Source organism: Algiphilus aromaticivorans DG1253 (assembly GCF_000733765.1).
Classification (GTDB): Bacteria; Pseudomonadota; Gammaproteobacteria; order Nevskiales; family Nevskiaceae; genus Algiphilus; species Algiphilus aromaticivorans.
Map to the genome: position 1 here is coordinate 243,634 of NZ_JPOG01000001.1, position 13,142 is coordinate 256,775.

Genomic DNA, 13,142 nt, shown 5'->3' on the forward strand with positions numbered 1-13,142 from the left:
TGATTTCTCGCGCCTGGTCAATGGGTTGCGGATTGTTCAGGGCCGACTACCTATGGGAAGTCGCGCACAACCCGCTGTTCTGGGTGGGGCCGAAGGATGATGACCGTGAAGCCTGAAACGGCACACGCTAAAGCGCATTGCGTGCGCGGAACGATGCCCGTTCGCGATGACCGAGTTCAGCCCGAAGCGGGCGTATACGCATGCCTGATCCGTTCCGCTTGCACCGGGGTCTACCCAGTCTTTGGCTCGTATAAGACTTATGCGAGCCTGCGTCCAGATAAGTGCGCGATGAAACGTGCAGGTGGCGAACCTCATCAAGGCCGGCGAGGCCACAGAGTCCTGATAAGTAAGAAATTCATTGCGTCGGGTGCAGCTTGGAACCTCGGGAGAAAGCACAACCTCTTGAGCGTTATACGGCCTACGGTTAGGTTTACATGCAGTCTCCGTCCAGATAATAACTGTTAGGCGTTTTATGAACATTCCGATCCACGCGAGACTGGGCGCGGTATTCACCGTTTCAATACTCTCCGTGTGGCTGCTTCCTGCGGCCGAGTGGGTTAAGGGCATGCTTGCTGTGCCAGGAGTCGGTGCGCTCGTTGGTGCATTGCTACAAATATCTAGGGACGCGGCGGCATTTGAGCGTCAGAAGTATCTGCAACGAGATCAGCAGATATTTACGCTCGGCGCGGGCTCGCACATGTCGACGGTCGCCTTTGACAAGCACGTGGCCTTTTGCGAGGCGTACATGAAAGAGGTCCACGAGACTATTGGCACATTGTTTCGAGAGGGCCCAACCGACAAAGGCATGCACTGTGCACAGAAGCTATTTGAATTGAAGCGAGACTATGCGGCGTGGGTGACGAAGGCAATGGCGCTTAAGCTTGAGCCATTCGAAAACGCTATTCATCAGATCGGAGTGCAGACGCATCTAGTGAACGCATTAAGAGGCGAAGACCAACAGGCTCGGTCAAAAGCCATTGATGAGTCGTATGCGCTCTTCAGAAATATTCTAGGCTTGGGAAAGATGAAAGAGACCGATCCGGACCATAAGCAAGAACTCGCGATTGAAAACGTTAAGGAGCAAGTCCGGGCAATACTTGGTATCAATGAGCTGGTCGATATCCGGACATTCATCATCCAGCGGTCCGCGGCCTATGCGCGAGAGAACGCCTAACCACGCGTTGCAGCCGGACGGGCCTCGTTCCGCTCGGCCCGCCGCTGAACGCGGGCGTTCTGTGAATGAGGCTGATTGCTCTAAATGAAGCAGGTCTACAAAATCACGTACCCTACCGGGAAGATTTATATCGGCAAGGATAGTATCGGGAGCCATCGATACTTCGGGAGTCCGGATATGAACCTGGTGAACGAAGATTTCGAAAGTCTTTCTGAGGAAGAGAGGAAGGACTATACGGTCCGGAAAGAAATACTCTGGGAGTCAGATGATTGCTCAGAATCGGAGCTTGCTGCGAAGGAAGTCGAGTTTATTCGCAAATTCAATTCAAATGACCCCGCCATTGGCTACAACCGATGGCCAAAACCAACCGCCGATCACATAATAAAGCCTTCAACCGGACGCGGGGAAAGCTCCGGGCCGGCAAAGCCGGGCAAGCTCGGTGGCCGCACCAGTTAAGGCAAACGTTGCGCGTATTAACGAAAATCCATGGTCGGAATATCCAACAACAACTGGAAAGCCATTGCTGGACTGGTCTCGGAGTTAAAGCGCTGCGAGGAATGCGGTGTTACGACCGCATCCATAGCAATGGCGTACATTTGTATCGATACCCTTGCCAACCTCGCGCGCCCGGCGGACAAGGAGAAGGTCACTCGTGCAGATTTCACGGAATGGGTCGAGAAGTACCTTAAAGCCCATAACGATCAGCCGTACCACTATCGCGGCAAAGACGTCTACGCCGCGCGATGCGCGTTTTTACACACGTACGGTTCAGATGCGCAGTTACATGATGAGGATCCGGACACAATGAAATTCGGATACCATGATGGCGGAAAGCATGAGTGCAAGCCCGACACTGATCTGTGTTTAGTTCTGATCGGAACGAAATCGTTTGTGAATGATGTCGTTATTGGGACGGAATCATTTCTTCACGAGTGCCAGAAAGATCAAGCGCTCCGAGAACGGGTTGAGGCCAGACTTCCGAAAGTACTGCAAACACTGCCATATCCAGCAGAATGAAAAATACGCATAATAACGCCACCATCTCGGACGGTCTTGGTCAACGCGCCTATGGCGCGCCGCCCAAGACCGCCGGTTATGGCGAGCGTTGTGTACCACTAGAGGCGGCTCACGAATGGTGAGCAGAAAGGCATTCGTCGAGAGCCACGGCGCCACCTGCAGCAATTGGACTTGGAGTTGGTCGTTCGTAAATCACGAGGAGCGTTTCGTGATCTTCGGCGCGTGGGATACGGAAGACGACGGCAGCAAGGTCATGATTCTCGATGAAGAGTGGGCAACGCTCCGAGACCGGAGGCAGCCTGGGTATCCGCAGTCGAGAGAACACATTCGGCTCGTCGAGGAGGAAGGCTATCGGCTCCTCACCTTCCCCATGCAACAGTCTCGAACCGAGCCCGGAAATGACGAAAGCGCTGCGAAGATTGCCGGGTTCACTCCTAAACTATCGGAGCGCGAGCTCATCCGGGTAGGTACTGGCTGGTACGCGGTTACTGACGGGCTTATGCCCATGCCGGAGGAGGTGCGAGTAGCGGAGCTGCTCACGGAGGGGGCTGCACGCACCGTTCAGGTCAACAGCTACGAGCGAAACCCTGAGGCGCGTAGGCGCTGCCTTGAGCACTATGGTCATCGCTGCATTGTCTGCGATTTCAGCTTTGAAGATAGATACGGCTCAATCGGGAGGTGCTACATCCACGTTCATCACTTGGTCCCGCTCTCCGAGATCGGGGAAGAATATGAGGTGGATCCCTTGCGGGATCTCGTACCCGTTTGCCCGAATTGTCACGCGATGATCCACGCTGTTCGTCCGATGCTATCCATTGAGCAATTGCACGATGCCCTCCGCGATGATTGAGGTAGCACACAGCAAGCGCTTCGTTCGGACTGCGCTGGGCGCAGCCGAACAAGCTTGGCGTTACGCACTATCTCGCGGGTAGGGCAATGACGGACCAAGGGAGTTTGGAAGTCTCGAAGCTAGAAGCCGCGAGTCGGCAGTTGGAGCGAGCCTTGGAACTCTTCCTGAATGAAGACGACTTCATCTGCAGCATTACCTTGGCCGGTGCCGCTGAAGAGATTCTAGGCAAGCTCTTGGAAGAAAAAGGGCAGAAGAGCACGCATGCAGAGTTCGTCGAAGGCTGCGTGGAGGTGGGAAAGCGGGTATTCGGAGAAGAATGGCCCGCAAAGCATTTCTCGGATATGGCCAGTTATTTCCGAAATGGTCTAAAGCACTACCGGCAAGGTGAGTATCTGACTGTGCCGCGAGAAGCGAGCGTAGAGATCATAGACCGCGCAATCGAGAACTATTGGAAGCTGCTCGCAGACGAAACGTTCCTGATGCGCCGATTCATGGAAGAAGTTCATGGTCTTTAAGTGAATAACACGGCGCTTGAAGGTATGCGCGCGAGGCTCGCGCCCGTCAGCTCTGCTTTATGAGGATGTCCGCTGTTGGCACAAGACGGAAGTGAACCGTGGTGTGTCCTCGAGTCGCGCCGGACGGAATAGGGCATCTCACCGAGCGGCGACCCGGCCATTGACAGGCTTCCGGGAAAGGCTGACTATCCAGCTATGCAGCAAGTAACCAGTCCGCAGCCGCCGCGCCCACGCGCGGCGCATCTCATCTCCGGCTCCTAGGCCCCGGGCTGCGGCATCGCGCCCCGGTCCGGGGCGCCTGATCTTGTGACTTCCTCCTGGCGGTGAACCGCTGCCGCGCTCTCGCGCGCGCGGTCGCCGCCGAGCTCTCTTTTCAGGGCCTCGACCCGTCGGGCGCGCCCTTCCCCGCAGGAGCACGTGATGCACCACCGTCAGTCCACCATCCAGGAAAATCCGCCGCTGATCATCGACGAGGCGGTCTACGACTACCTCTATCGCCTGGCCGAACAGGCCACCCAAACCGCACCCGATGTAGGCGAATACCTGCTCGAAGAAGTGTCGCGTGCGCGGCCGGTTCCTAGCGATCGGATGCCGGCGGATGTGGTGCGCTTCGGATCCTGGGTGACTTACCGAGAAGTCGACAGCGGCGCCGTGCGCCGCGTCCAGCTCGTCTATCCCTGTCAGGCCGACGTCGCGGCTGGACGGATTTCGGTAGTCAGCCCGCTGGGCGCTGCACTCATCGGGCTGTCCGTTGGCCAGACGATGCGCTGGCATATCGAACAGCGCGCCGATCGCAGCCTTCAGGTGGTGGGTGTCGAGCCCGGGACGCTTCCGGGCTGAGCGCGGCGGACTTACTACCCGCAGGTCAGACGGTGGATGCAACAGATGGGACTGCGACTGGAGAACAGACCACGATCTGTGTCGACTGACGGCTTTTGGCACAACCGTGCCTATAGGCTCAATGCAGTCGCGTGCTGAGCGTGGGCGTTAAGGTACAGCCCGAAGCGGACGTTGATCACGCATCGCTGAAGGTCGCCTCCTCCCCGCGCCGCTGTCGCGCCCAAGCGCGATACGCAGTCGGCGTCATGCCGGTGTGCCGCTGGAAAGCGCGGCGGAAGCTGCCTTCGTCGCGCCATCCGCAATGCTGCGCCACAGCCTTTACCGCCGCACTATCGGTCTCCAGCAGGGTGCGGGCGGATTCAAGCTGCACGCGGCTGATGAATGCCTTGGACGACTCCTCACCGAGTTTCTTCAGACGCCGAAGCAGGGTGCGCTCGCTGGTGGCGAGCTGCGCGGCCAGTGCGCTGGGCGTGAGCGGCTCCTCGGCACGGTGACCACGCACGGCGATTTCGGCCGCAACCAGAAAAGGATCGCGCGCCTGCACATGGCCCGGCGGCACGTAGACGCTCTGTGCCAGCGGTGCGGTGTCAATCACGGCGAAGTCGGCGGTGGTGCGCGCCGCTTTGGGTCCCACCAGTACGCGGATGGTGTAGAGCGCAAGGTCGATCCACGACAGGGGCCCGCCCGCCGTCACCACGCGGCCATCCTCGATCAGCGCACTGCCCCAGGCCGCGTCGCAACGGGGAAAGCGGTGTTTGAGCTCGTCATTCAGCCACCAGGTGGTGGTGCAGCGGCGGCCATTGAGCAGACCCGCCTCGCCGAGCACGAACACGCCGGAGCAGCTACCCAAGACCCAAGCGCCGTGCGCGTGCTGGTGACGGAGCCAGGTAGCGGCCTTGGCGGTCTGGGCGTTACGTGGCGGCAGGCCATCGCCCGCGGGCATGAGGCCTGGCACGAGCACGGCGTCGGCGCGGGGGATGTCGTCGAGCGCAGCGTCCACCTGCAAGGGGCGACCCCGACCGTCCGTCACGGCTCGGCCATCGGGACTGGCAAGGATCACCTCGCAGGGCCAGTGCGGAGCGTCGGGCTGGAGCGCGCTGGCCTTGCCAGCGAGCCAGAACACATCGGCGAGGCCTACGAGGCCGGAGGGCAGCTTCCCATCGAGAGCGAGCAACACGATGTTCATGGGTTTCTCCGACCTGCGATTGGTTTGGCGGATTTTGCCGGATCATTGTCTTGTACGCCACATGTTATGAGGCGCTGTACGGGACCACACTGCGCCACATCGTCGCTGCCACCGGCTGCCGATGACGCTCGCGGCACGCTTCAAACACTCGTCATTAACCGTTTCGCAATAGGAGTTCAATCATGGTCACAACCGCACTGTGGGTTCGTATGGAAGCCAAGCCTGGCAAGGAACAAGAAGTCGAGGAATTTCTGCTCGGGGGCCGTCCCCTCGTGATGGAAGAGCCCGCGACCATCGCCTGGTTCGGCGTGAAGCTCGGACCTTCGAGCTACGCCATCTTCGATGCATTTCCGGACGACGCCGGCCGTCAGGCGCATCTGTCCGGGAAAGTCGCTGCGGCGCTGATGGCGCAGGCGGCCGAGCTGTTCTCGCAGCCGCCTAGCATCGAGAAGATCGACGTGCTCGCATCAAAGCTGCCCGGCTGAATCCCACGACCACATCACACGGAGCCTCATCTCATGGAAAACTCGCTGGTCACCCTGAAGGACGCCAGGACCATCCTGGCGGCCGCCGAAAACCGCGCCGTGGAAATCGGCGAGCCGATGAACATTGCCGTCGCCGATTCTGGCGAAGCAGCAATTTGACGGGGTGGCCAGCGAGGATCATGGGCCGATGTCCTTGGGACGGGAGGGGTGACGACGTCACTTACGGTCTCGTGTGGGCACGCGGCGCGCGCGAGCACAATCTGCGCGATGTTGACGTGAACATCCTGCGGAACGCGCTCGTGTTGTTTTCCGGCGTCTCGGGTTCGGGAAGATCCTCGCTGGCCTTCTCGACGATCTACGCGGAAGCCCAGCGCCGCTACTTCGACTCGGTCGCGCTGCAGCAGCAGTGCGGAACGCTAAGCCGCGCTCCCTGGTTGGCTATCTGACGCCCACGAGCTATGCGAAGCAACTGGCCGCGAGGGCGTACCATCAACCTCGGATTCCAAAACTACCGCGAGTAATAGGTGACAGACCACGATTTCTGAGGGATGACGACTATTGGCACATAGCGGTCTTCTGTGAATCCTAGTGCCGGGCGGCTTCTAACTGCTCCTTGGGCAGGGCGCTCCCTCCGCGCAACGCACACGGGTCGTCAATATCTTTGCGGTTTCGGCCTCACCAGCCGAACTTGGCCCACTCCATCTTCACCATCAGGACCAGGAAGTTCCACACGGTTGTGACCTGATCCCAGGCCGAGGTCTCGTGGCGTGCGCGCTCACGGATGTAGTGGCGCAGCGCTTCCAGCTCCTCGGGCGTTAGCTCGGGGTAGTTGGGCATGCCGCGGTCGAGCAGTGCGCCGTTCTGGACGATGGCATCGAAGGCCGAGGCGGACATCGGCACCGAGGAGGCACGCAGATCGGGCGCGTAGCCGCCGGCGATGGCGGCGGTGCCATGGCAGATCACGCAGAACCTGCCGTAGATCTTCTTGCCCTGTTCGGCCTTGGCTGCGTCAACCACGAAATCGGCACCCTCAATCGGCTCCGGCCGTGACGGCGGTGGTGCATCGGGAAGCTCGGCGTCGCCATCCAGGGCGAAGACCAGCAGCCGCCGCGGGTGCTCGCGGCCGATCCAGCCGTGCTGCGCGCCCAGGGACCCCAGCAGCATCTGGCTGCCGCCCCATCCCGCCAGGATGGCGACGTACTGGCGGTCGCCGACGCTGAAGGTCATGGGCGCGGCCTGCGTACCCACGCCCATGTCGAAGGACCACAGCTCGGCGCCTGACGCCGCGTCGTGGGCTTTTAACTGGCCATCGGCGCGTCCCTGAAAGACGAGATCACCGGCGGTGGCGATGACGCCGCCGTTGGCAACGCCGGGCGTTTCGACTTCCCAGGCGCGGCTCTGGGTCACCGGGTTCCAGGCTTCCAGCGCGCTGCTGCCGGCGTTGGCGGGGATGTCGTCGTAGAAGCCCTTCAGGCCCATCGGGTCTTCGCTGGTCAGATTCCAGTTTCTGGGCTCGCGCCCTTCGTCGTTGTAGTAGCCGGCCATCTCGCGGGTGGGAATGTAGGTCAGGCCGGTATCCGGGCTGAAGGCCATCGGGTGCCAGTTGTGGACGCCGCCGGAGCCGGGCCAGATCAGCGCTTCGCCACTTTCGTAGCGGGCGCCGGGGACTTCGATGGGGCGGCCCGTTTCCGGATCGATGCCTTCGGCCCAGGTCACCTTGCCGAGCTTCTCGGCGGAGATCAGCGCGCCGTCCTCGCGGTCGAGCACATAGAAGAAGCCGTTCTTCGGCGCGTGCAGCATGGCCTTGCGCGGCTCGCCGTCGATGGTGAGATCGGCGAGCACCATGTCCATGGCGGAATTGAAGTCCCAGCTCTCGCCGGGCGTGGTCTGGTAGTGCCAGACGTATTCACCGGTGTCGGCATCCAGCGCCACCACCGAGCACAGGAAGAGATTGTCGCCGCCGTCCGGCGAGCGCAGCTTGTGGTTCCAGGGCGAGCCGTTGCCAGTGCCGATATAGATGCGGTTGAACTCGGGGTCGTAGGTCATGGCGTTCCAGGCCGTCCCGCCGCCACCGAATTTCCACCATTCCCCGGTCCAGGTCTCGGCGGCCATCTCCATCGCCGCGTTCTCGAAGCCGTCCGCGGGGTTGCCGGGCACGGTGTGCCAGCGCCAGCGCTGTTCGCCGGTTTCGGTGTCGTAGGCGGTGACATAGCCGCGGACGTAGCCGAAGTCGGCACCGCCGTGGCCGATGAGGACCGTGTCGTTGAAGACCCTTGGTGCGCCGGTGATGTAGCGGTTGTCACCGGGTTTTGTGGTCAGCACCGACCACTCCGGCTTGCCGCTCTCGGCGTCGATGGCAATCAGCCGGCCATCCTGGACACCGACATAGACGCGGCCCTTCCAGAAGGCCAGCCCGCGGATGCCCCAGGCCATGCGCATCTTCTTCGGGTCGACCTCGGGATCGTAGCGCCAGAGCAGCTCGCCGCTGACCGCATCGATGGCGTAGACCTCGCTGTAGCCCACGGCCATGTAGATGACGCCGTCCACGGCCAGCGGCTGGGAGGACACGCTCCAGACATCGTCCAGCTCGTAGCTCCAGGCCAGGCCGAGCCGGTCGACCGAGTCGCGGTTGATCTGATCGAGCGGGCTGAAACGCTGCTCGTCGAAGTTGCGCCCCCACGCGGCCCAGTTCGTGCCATCGGCGGGGTCCGCCAAGGTCGTCTGGTCCACGCCCGCCTGCGCTGCGCCACAGAACAACAAGGCAGCGCACACCCCGAGTCGAATCCCCATCGTTGTCTCCCCTGGTCTTATCGGTACCAATCTAGCCGCGCCGGGGGACGACCGGCCTCCCGCAAAAGCGGTAGCCCGCTAGCCGGCGCTGGCCAGCTCCAGCACGTGCCGATAGCCGGGTTGCGGTTGCACCAGTCCGCGTGCGCGCAGCTTGTCGTGCAGATCCTTCAGGCGGTAATACGGCACCGACGCCATCAGGTGATGTTCGACGTGGTAGTTGACGCGGAAGGGCGCCACCGTCAGGCGAGCCAGCCAGTTGGCGTGGGTGGTGCGGGTGTTGTTCAGGACCTCCGGGCCGCCTTCGGTGCAGGCGTGCTCGGCGATGGAACGGATGCGCACGTACAGGCTGAAGGTGGTGAGGTAGGCGACCACCCAGGCGCTGTACACCCACAGCGCGCCAAGCGCGGCCAGCACCGCTGCCAGCACGCCATTGGCGATGAGCACCGGCCCCATGTTGCGCAGGCTGGCGCGCAGATAATCCCGCCACGTCCGGCCCTCCTGCGGCAGGCGCTCGACATCGGCGGCCACGGTGTACTTGAGGATGCCGAGATCCATGCCGATCAGGCCGATCACGCGGCGCAGGCCGGAGCGGCCGCTGAGGTCGCGCAGCAGTTTGCGCCGCAGCGAGGCTCGGCTTCCCGGAAACGGCCGCACCAGGCTCATGTCCGGATCGTCCTCCGTGCCGGTATGGGCGTGGTGGCCCATGTGGTGCTGCCGGTAGCGCTTGACGTCGGTCCAGATCGGGCGTGCGACCAGCCAGTCGGTCACGACCTCGTTCATCCAGCGCGTCTTGAACAGGGTGTAGTGCGCTGCCTCGTGGGTGAGCACGGCGCAGGCCAGTTGCTGCCCGCCCAGGATGAAGACTGCCAGCAGGAAGGTCAGCGGGGTCGGGTAGGCCGCGAGCAGCGCGAAGGTTGCGGCAATGCACAGCCACACCTGCAGGATGGCCCAGGCGCCGCGCAGATCGGACTTGCGGCAGAGCGCTGCCATTTCCTCGCGGCTCAGCACGTCACGGATGGCGATACTCATTGCAGTACCCCTGTGGTGGCTTGTTCTTCGCTCATGGAAGGCATTGCCGATACGGATCTGATCAAGCTGCTGACACAGCGCCTTGCTCGTCTCGTCAGAACGTTTCTCGGTTTCCAGGTAGGCGTGGCGGGTATCGTTGTCGATCATCGGCGCCCGGGGGCGAAGACCTGTGAGCGTACCGTCTTGGCAAGCGCGCGGACACCCACCGTCCCAACTGGCGCCCCGAGTCCCGGCAAAGCGCAGCGTGGACTGACTCGCGCCTGCGGCACCGTCAGGGTGCGGCCGGCCCATCCCCTGTTCCGGCTGCCGGCCCCGCGAAGGCCGTGCCCAGTTCCCGCACGACATCGGCGGCGGGGCGGATGTCGGCGATCTGCGCCACGCATTCGCCGGCGTACAGCGGAGCCACGTCGCCACGCCCGGCCGGCATCTGCCGCGAGAAGGGGAAGGGTCCGAACAGTGGCAGGCCGGGTTGCTCCCAGCGAATCAGCGACGCGGCGGCACTCAGCGGCAACAGCCGGCTCGGCCCCTCGAACAGCGTATTCAGCCCGGCGAGCCAGCGCGGCGCCCGGGCGTCGGCGCGGCACCAGCGCCGGGTCGCCGCATTGGGCGCCACCCGGTGCGGGGCGTTCCAGCCCAGCCCGAAGAGGTCGGTCAGCAGGGTTTCGCTTGCGTCGAGCAGGGCCTGCTTGTAGTCGTCGTGGGCGTGGCTTTCCGGCGTGAGCAGGAAGCGCGTGCCCGCGGCGACGCCGTCGGCGCCCAGTTCGCGCGCCCGGCGTGCGGAGGCCGCGTCGAAGATGCCGCCCGCGGCCAGCACCGGAACGTTGCTGTGCCGGCGGCGGATGCGCGGCAGCAGATTCGCCAGGCGCTGTGTCGAGCGCACGTGGCCGCCGGCCTCGCAGCCCTGCACGATCAGCGCGTCGGCGCCGTCACCCAGCACGCGGTCGGCTTCGGCCTCGTCGCCGACCTGGTAGATGACGTAGCAGCCGGCGTCCTTGAGCTGCCGCACCATCGCCGGGTCGTGGCCGAAGAAGACCGACACCACCGGTACCCGGTGCTCGACGCAGGCGCGTACATGCCCGCGGCGCAGTAGCGGCATCAGCAGGTTGGCTGCGAAGGGCTTTCCGTCCAGCTCCCTGCTGGCGCGCGCGATCTCGGCGGCGAACTCGGTCTCCGGCATCAGGCCGATGGTGCCCAGGCCGCCGGCGGCGGACACCGCGATCGCCAGATCGGCGGTGGATATGCCGCCGCCCAGCGCCGCCTGCGCCACGGGCCAGCGCAGGCCCAACGTCTCCTGCCATGTTGTGTGCATAAGGTGTCTCTCCGCGAAAAGACCGGGGGACGGTCCCGGAAACGCCGTACTAGCACAACTCACGGCCGCGTCTACCTACCCGCCCCGGGTAGTGGCTGCGGCCGGATCGCGCGGCTAGGGTGCGGGGACGACGATAAACCCCGAGGAGGAGACGCCATGACCACTTCCAATGACCCGACCGAGGTCAGGACTTCGAGCGGCACGCCGCTGCCCGTTCTGTCGCAGCCGCAGGGCGAGCTGCTGACGGTGAATATCGACAACATCCCGCTGCTGAAGAACGCCATCGTCGAGGGTGCCCACTTCCAGCCGCTGTGCCTGGATATGGAGAACAACCTCTGGGTCGTGCTGGCGAACTTCGATCCGGGCGTGGTGCTGCCGATCCACTACCACACCGGCCCGGCGCAGGTGTACACGCTGCAGGGCTGCTGGAAGTACAAGGAGTACCCCGACCAGCCGCAGACGGCGGGCTCCTACCTCTATGAGCCGGGCGGCTCGGTGCATACCTTCTACACCCCGGAGGAGAACACCGAGCAGACCATCTTCCTGGTCATCGTCTCGGGCGCGAACGTGAACTTCACCGAGGACGGCAAGTTCCATTCGATCCTGGATGCGCTGCATCTGACGCAGCTCACCGACCAGGCTGCGAAGAAGCAGGGGCTCTCGGATCTGCCCTACATCCGCGGTGGTGAGATGCATCTGACGGGCAAACGGCGGTAGGGACGACTGCCGCGCTGGCCGTGGCCGGTCGCGATTGAAGAGGCGCCAGGCTCGCGGGGCGGCGCCGTGACCGGATGCGGCCAGTTGTTCGTCGCCTTCTTTCCGCGCGGTGCATGGGCGCATCGCGCGTTGATCCGTGGCGAAGCGCGAGCCGGGACGCCTGGGCAACGTGATCGTCGGGCTCGCTCTGGCGCGTGGCTCGGCTGTGTGGCCGTACAGGCCTGCGCCTGCAAGTAGGGCACGCGCTGTAACAGTCGCGGACGGGCGGAGCTGTTCATCGCCTTGATGCCCGACGTATATTCCTTGGGAGACCTGGGGCGTTCCTCTGCTTCGTGGAGGGGCGTTCTCCGCTGATGGGCGTGGGGCTGCTTGGCCTAATCCTTCTGCCGAACAAGTTTCCAGCCCTCGCCATACGTGCGGAGGCGTACCGACGCGCGAGGAGCCGGCCACTAGGGTGTTCGGCAGGACGGTACTCAAGACATGGGGGTCGTCCATGCACCACGGTCGGAACACGACCAGCCCCCGCAACCACATAAGGTGATTCACATGAATATCGAATGCAGGGGGCTCTGGGCCCCGCTACTTTTCGCCACACTCTTCGTCTTTGGCCAGCCCGCCATCGCGGATGAGAACGAAGCCAAATTGAAGGCCGATACCAAGACCGAGGCCGAGGCCGCGACGACGGCCGATCTGGAACGTGACGCGAAGCAGGCGCTACAAAGCCTTGTGGGCAAGAATTCTGTGGCTGCCGAGATCGCCGGGCATGCCGAGGCGGTTCTGGTGTTCCCGAATCTCATCAAGGCCGGGCTGGTCTTCGGTGGCGCCTACGGCGAAGGCGTGCTGCTCGACGACGGCGAGGTGGCCGGGTATTTCAACTCCGTAACCGCATCCTGGGGCCTGCAGGCCGGGGCGCAGTCCTATAGCTACGTCGTCTTCCTGATGACAGAGAAGGCCATCAGTTATCTCGACAGATCCAGTGGCTGGGAGCTGGGCGTCGGCCCGACGCTCGTCGTCGTCAATGAAGGTGTTGCGAGGAATCTGTCCACTTCCACGCTGAAAGAGGACTCCTACGCCTTCATCTTTAACCAGCAGGGTGTGATGGGCAGCCTCAGCATCGAAGGCACCAAGATCACGCGTATCGAGCGCTGATCCAGTAGCCGCGAGGGGGGGGCAAGGACACCGCTCCCACTCAACGAAAACGCCCGGGCTCTGACCCGGGCGTTTTCGTTA

General features: G+C 63.0%; 13 protein-coding genes and 2 pseudogenes. 11 read left to right on the forward strand and 4 right to left on the reverse strand.

Features of this window, described 5'->3' with window-relative positions; translation table 11 throughout:
* Positions 1-472: 472 nt before the first annotated feature.
* The 6 genes from U743_RS01225 (at position 473) to rnk (ending at position 4,396) form a co-directional block, all read left to right on the forward strand.
* Complete coding sequence (locus tag U743_RS01225; RefSeq protein ID WP_043764888.1) at positions 473-1,174, forward strand: hypothetical protein; 702 nt, start codon at positions 473-475, stop codon at positions 1,172-1,174.
* Between the two features lie 84 nt (positions 1,175-1,258).
* A complete protein-coding gene (locus tag U743_RS18505; protein ID WP_198021872.1) occupies positions 1,259-1,630 on the forward strand; it encodes a GIY-YIG nuclease family protein in 372 nt (123 codons plus the stop codon).
* A 30-nt stretch (positions 1,631-1,660) separates the two neighbouring features.
* Positions 1,661-2,191 (forward strand): hypothetical protein, encoded by a 531-nt coding sequence (locus U743_RS18510; RefSeq protein WP_084191269.1) that lies wholly within the window; start codon positions 1,661-1,663, stop codon positions 2,189-2,191.
* A 118-nt stretch (positions 2,192-2,309) separates the two neighbouring features.
* Positions 2,310-3,041 carry an HNH endonuclease gene (locus U743_RS01230; protein ID WP_043770594.1) on the forward strand — a complete coding sequence of 244 codons (732 nt, stop codon included), beginning with the start codon at positions 2,310-2,312 and terminating at the stop codon, positions 3,039-3,041.
* 152 nt (positions 3,042-3,193) lie between these two features.
* A complete protein-coding gene (locus U743_RS01235) occupies positions 3,194-3,556 on the forward strand; it encodes a hypothetical protein (RefSeq protein WP_156966292.1) in 363 nt (120 codons plus the stop codon).
* A 420-nt stretch (positions 3,557-3,976) separates the two neighbouring features.
* On the forward strand, positions 3,977-4,396 hold the full coding sequence (gene rnk, locus U743_RS01240; RefSeq protein WP_043764892.1) for a nucleoside diphosphate kinase regulator: 420 nt from the start codon (positions 3,977-3,979) through the stop codon (positions 4,394-4,396).
* A gap of 175 nt (positions 4,397-4,571) precedes the next feature.
* Here rnk and U743_RS01245 read toward each other — a convergent pair whose 3' ends face one another.
* Positions 4,572-5,582: a GlxA family transcriptional regulator gene (locus U743_RS01245; protein WP_043764894.1), complete on the reverse strand. Its 1,011-nt coding sequence runs from the start codon at positions 5,580-5,582 to the stop codon at positions 4,572-4,574.
* Positions 5,583-5,764: 182 nt separating this feature from the next.
* On the opposite strand from U743_RS01245, the gene U743_RS01250 reads away from it, so the two are divergent.
* The 3 genes and pseudogenes from U743_RS01250 to U743_RS19705 all read left to right on the forward strand — a co-directional run.
* Positions 5,765-6,067: a putative quinol monooxygenase gene (locus U743_RS01250; protein ID WP_043764896.1), complete on the forward strand. Its 303-nt coding sequence runs from the start codon at positions 5,765-5,767 to the stop codon at positions 6,065-6,067.
* A gap of 45 nt (positions 6,068-6,112) precedes the next feature.
* Positions 6,113-6,211 (forward strand): annotated as a pseudogene (locus U743_RS18515) (heme-binding protein); the annotation flags it as partial.
* A gap of 35 nt (positions 6,212-6,246) precedes the next feature.
* Positions 6,247-6,462 (forward strand): annotated as a pseudogene (locus tag U743_RS19705) (hypothetical protein); the annotation flags it as partial.
* Positions 6,463-6,742: 280 nt separating this feature from the next.
* Here the strand turns inward: U743_RS19705 and U743_RS01260 are convergent.
* The 3 genes from U743_RS01260 to U743_RS01270 form a co-directional block, all read right to left on the reverse strand.
* The gene (locus tag U743_RS01260) at positions 6,743-8,857 is read right to left on the reverse strand and encodes a PQQ-dependent dehydrogenase, methanol/ethanol family (RefSeq protein WP_043764901.1); all 2,115 of its coding nucleotides are present in this window, start codon (positions 8,855-8,857) and stop codon (positions 6,743-6,745) included.
* A 78-nt stretch (positions 8,858-8,935) separates the two neighbouring features.
* Positions 8,936-9,886 carry a fatty acid desaturase family protein gene (locus tag U743_RS01265; protein ID WP_043770596.1) on the reverse strand — a complete coding sequence of 317 codons (951 nt, stop codon included), beginning with the start codon at positions 9,884-9,886 and terminating at the stop codon, positions 8,936-8,938.
* 271 nt (positions 9,887-10,157) lie between these two features.
* A complete protein-coding gene (locus U743_RS01270) occupies positions 10,158-11,195 on the reverse strand; it encodes an NAD(P)H-dependent flavin oxidoreductase (protein WP_084191270.1) in 1,038 nt (345 codons plus the stop codon).
* Positions 11,196-11,351: 156 nt separating this feature from the next.
* Here U743_RS01270 and U743_RS01275 point away from each other — a divergent pair, with 156 nt between their 5' ends.
* A complete protein-coding gene (locus U743_RS01275) occupies positions 11,352-11,912 on the forward strand; it encodes a 2,4'-dihydroxyacetophenone dioxygenase family protein (RefSeq protein ID WP_043764903.1) in 561 nt (186 codons plus the stop codon).
* 546 nt (positions 11,913-12,458) lie between these two features.
* Positions 12,459-13,061 carry a lipid-binding SYLF domain-containing protein gene (locus U743_RS01280; RefSeq protein WP_052367388.1) on the forward strand — a complete coding sequence of 201 codons (603 nt, stop codon included), beginning with the start codon at positions 12,459-12,461 and terminating at the stop codon, positions 13,059-13,061.
* The last annotated feature ends 81 nt before the right edge of the window (positions 13,062-13,142 follow it).

What these genes read in the sequence shown, in the direction of transcription:
- U743_RS01225 (WP_043764888.1), top strand. Translation starts at nt 473, where the DNA reads ATGAACATTCCGATCCACGCGAGACTGGGCGCGGTATTCACCGTTTCA.
- U743_RS18505 (WP_198021872.1), top strand. Translation starts at nt 1,259, where the DNA reads ATGAAGCAGGTCTACAAAATCACGTACCCTACCGGGAAGATTTATATC.
- U743_RS18510 (WP_084191269.1), top strand. Translation starts at nt 1,661, where the DNA reads ATGGTCGGAATATCCAACAACAACTGGAAAGCCATTGCTGGACTGGTC.
- rnk (WP_043764892.1), top strand. Translation starts at nt 3,977, where the DNA reads ATGCACCACCGTCAGTCCACCATCCAGGAAAATCCGCCGCTGATCATC.
- U743_RS01245 (WP_043764894.1), bottom strand. Translation starts at nt 5,582, where the DNA reads ATGAACATCGTGTTGCTCGCTCTCGATGGGAAGCTGCCCTCCGGCCTC.
- U743_RS01250 (WP_043764896.1), top strand. Translation starts at nt 5,765, where the DNA reads ATGGTCACAACCGCACTGTGGGTTCGTATGGAAGCCAAGCCTGGCAAG.
- U743_RS01260 (WP_043764901.1), bottom strand. Translation starts at nt 8,857, where the DNA reads ATGGGGATTCGACTCGGGGTGTGCGCTGCCTTGTTGTTCTGTGGCGCA.
- U743_RS01265 (WP_043770596.1), bottom strand. Translation starts at nt 9,886, where the DNA reads ATGAGTATCGCCATCCGTGACGTGCTGAGCCGCGAGGAAATGGCAGCG.
- U743_RS01270 (WP_084191270.1), bottom strand. Translation starts at nt 11,195, where the DNA reads ATGCACACAACATGGCAGGAGACGTTGGGCCTGCGCTGGCCCGTGGCG.
- U743_RS01275 (WP_043764903.1), top strand. Translation starts at nt 11,352, where the DNA reads ATGACCACTTCCAATGACCCGACCGAGGTCAGGACTTCGAGCGGCACG.
- U743_RS01280 (WP_052367388.1), top strand. Translation starts at nt 12,459, where the DNA reads ATGAATATCGAATGCAGGGGGCTCTGGGCCCCGCTACTTTTCGCCACA.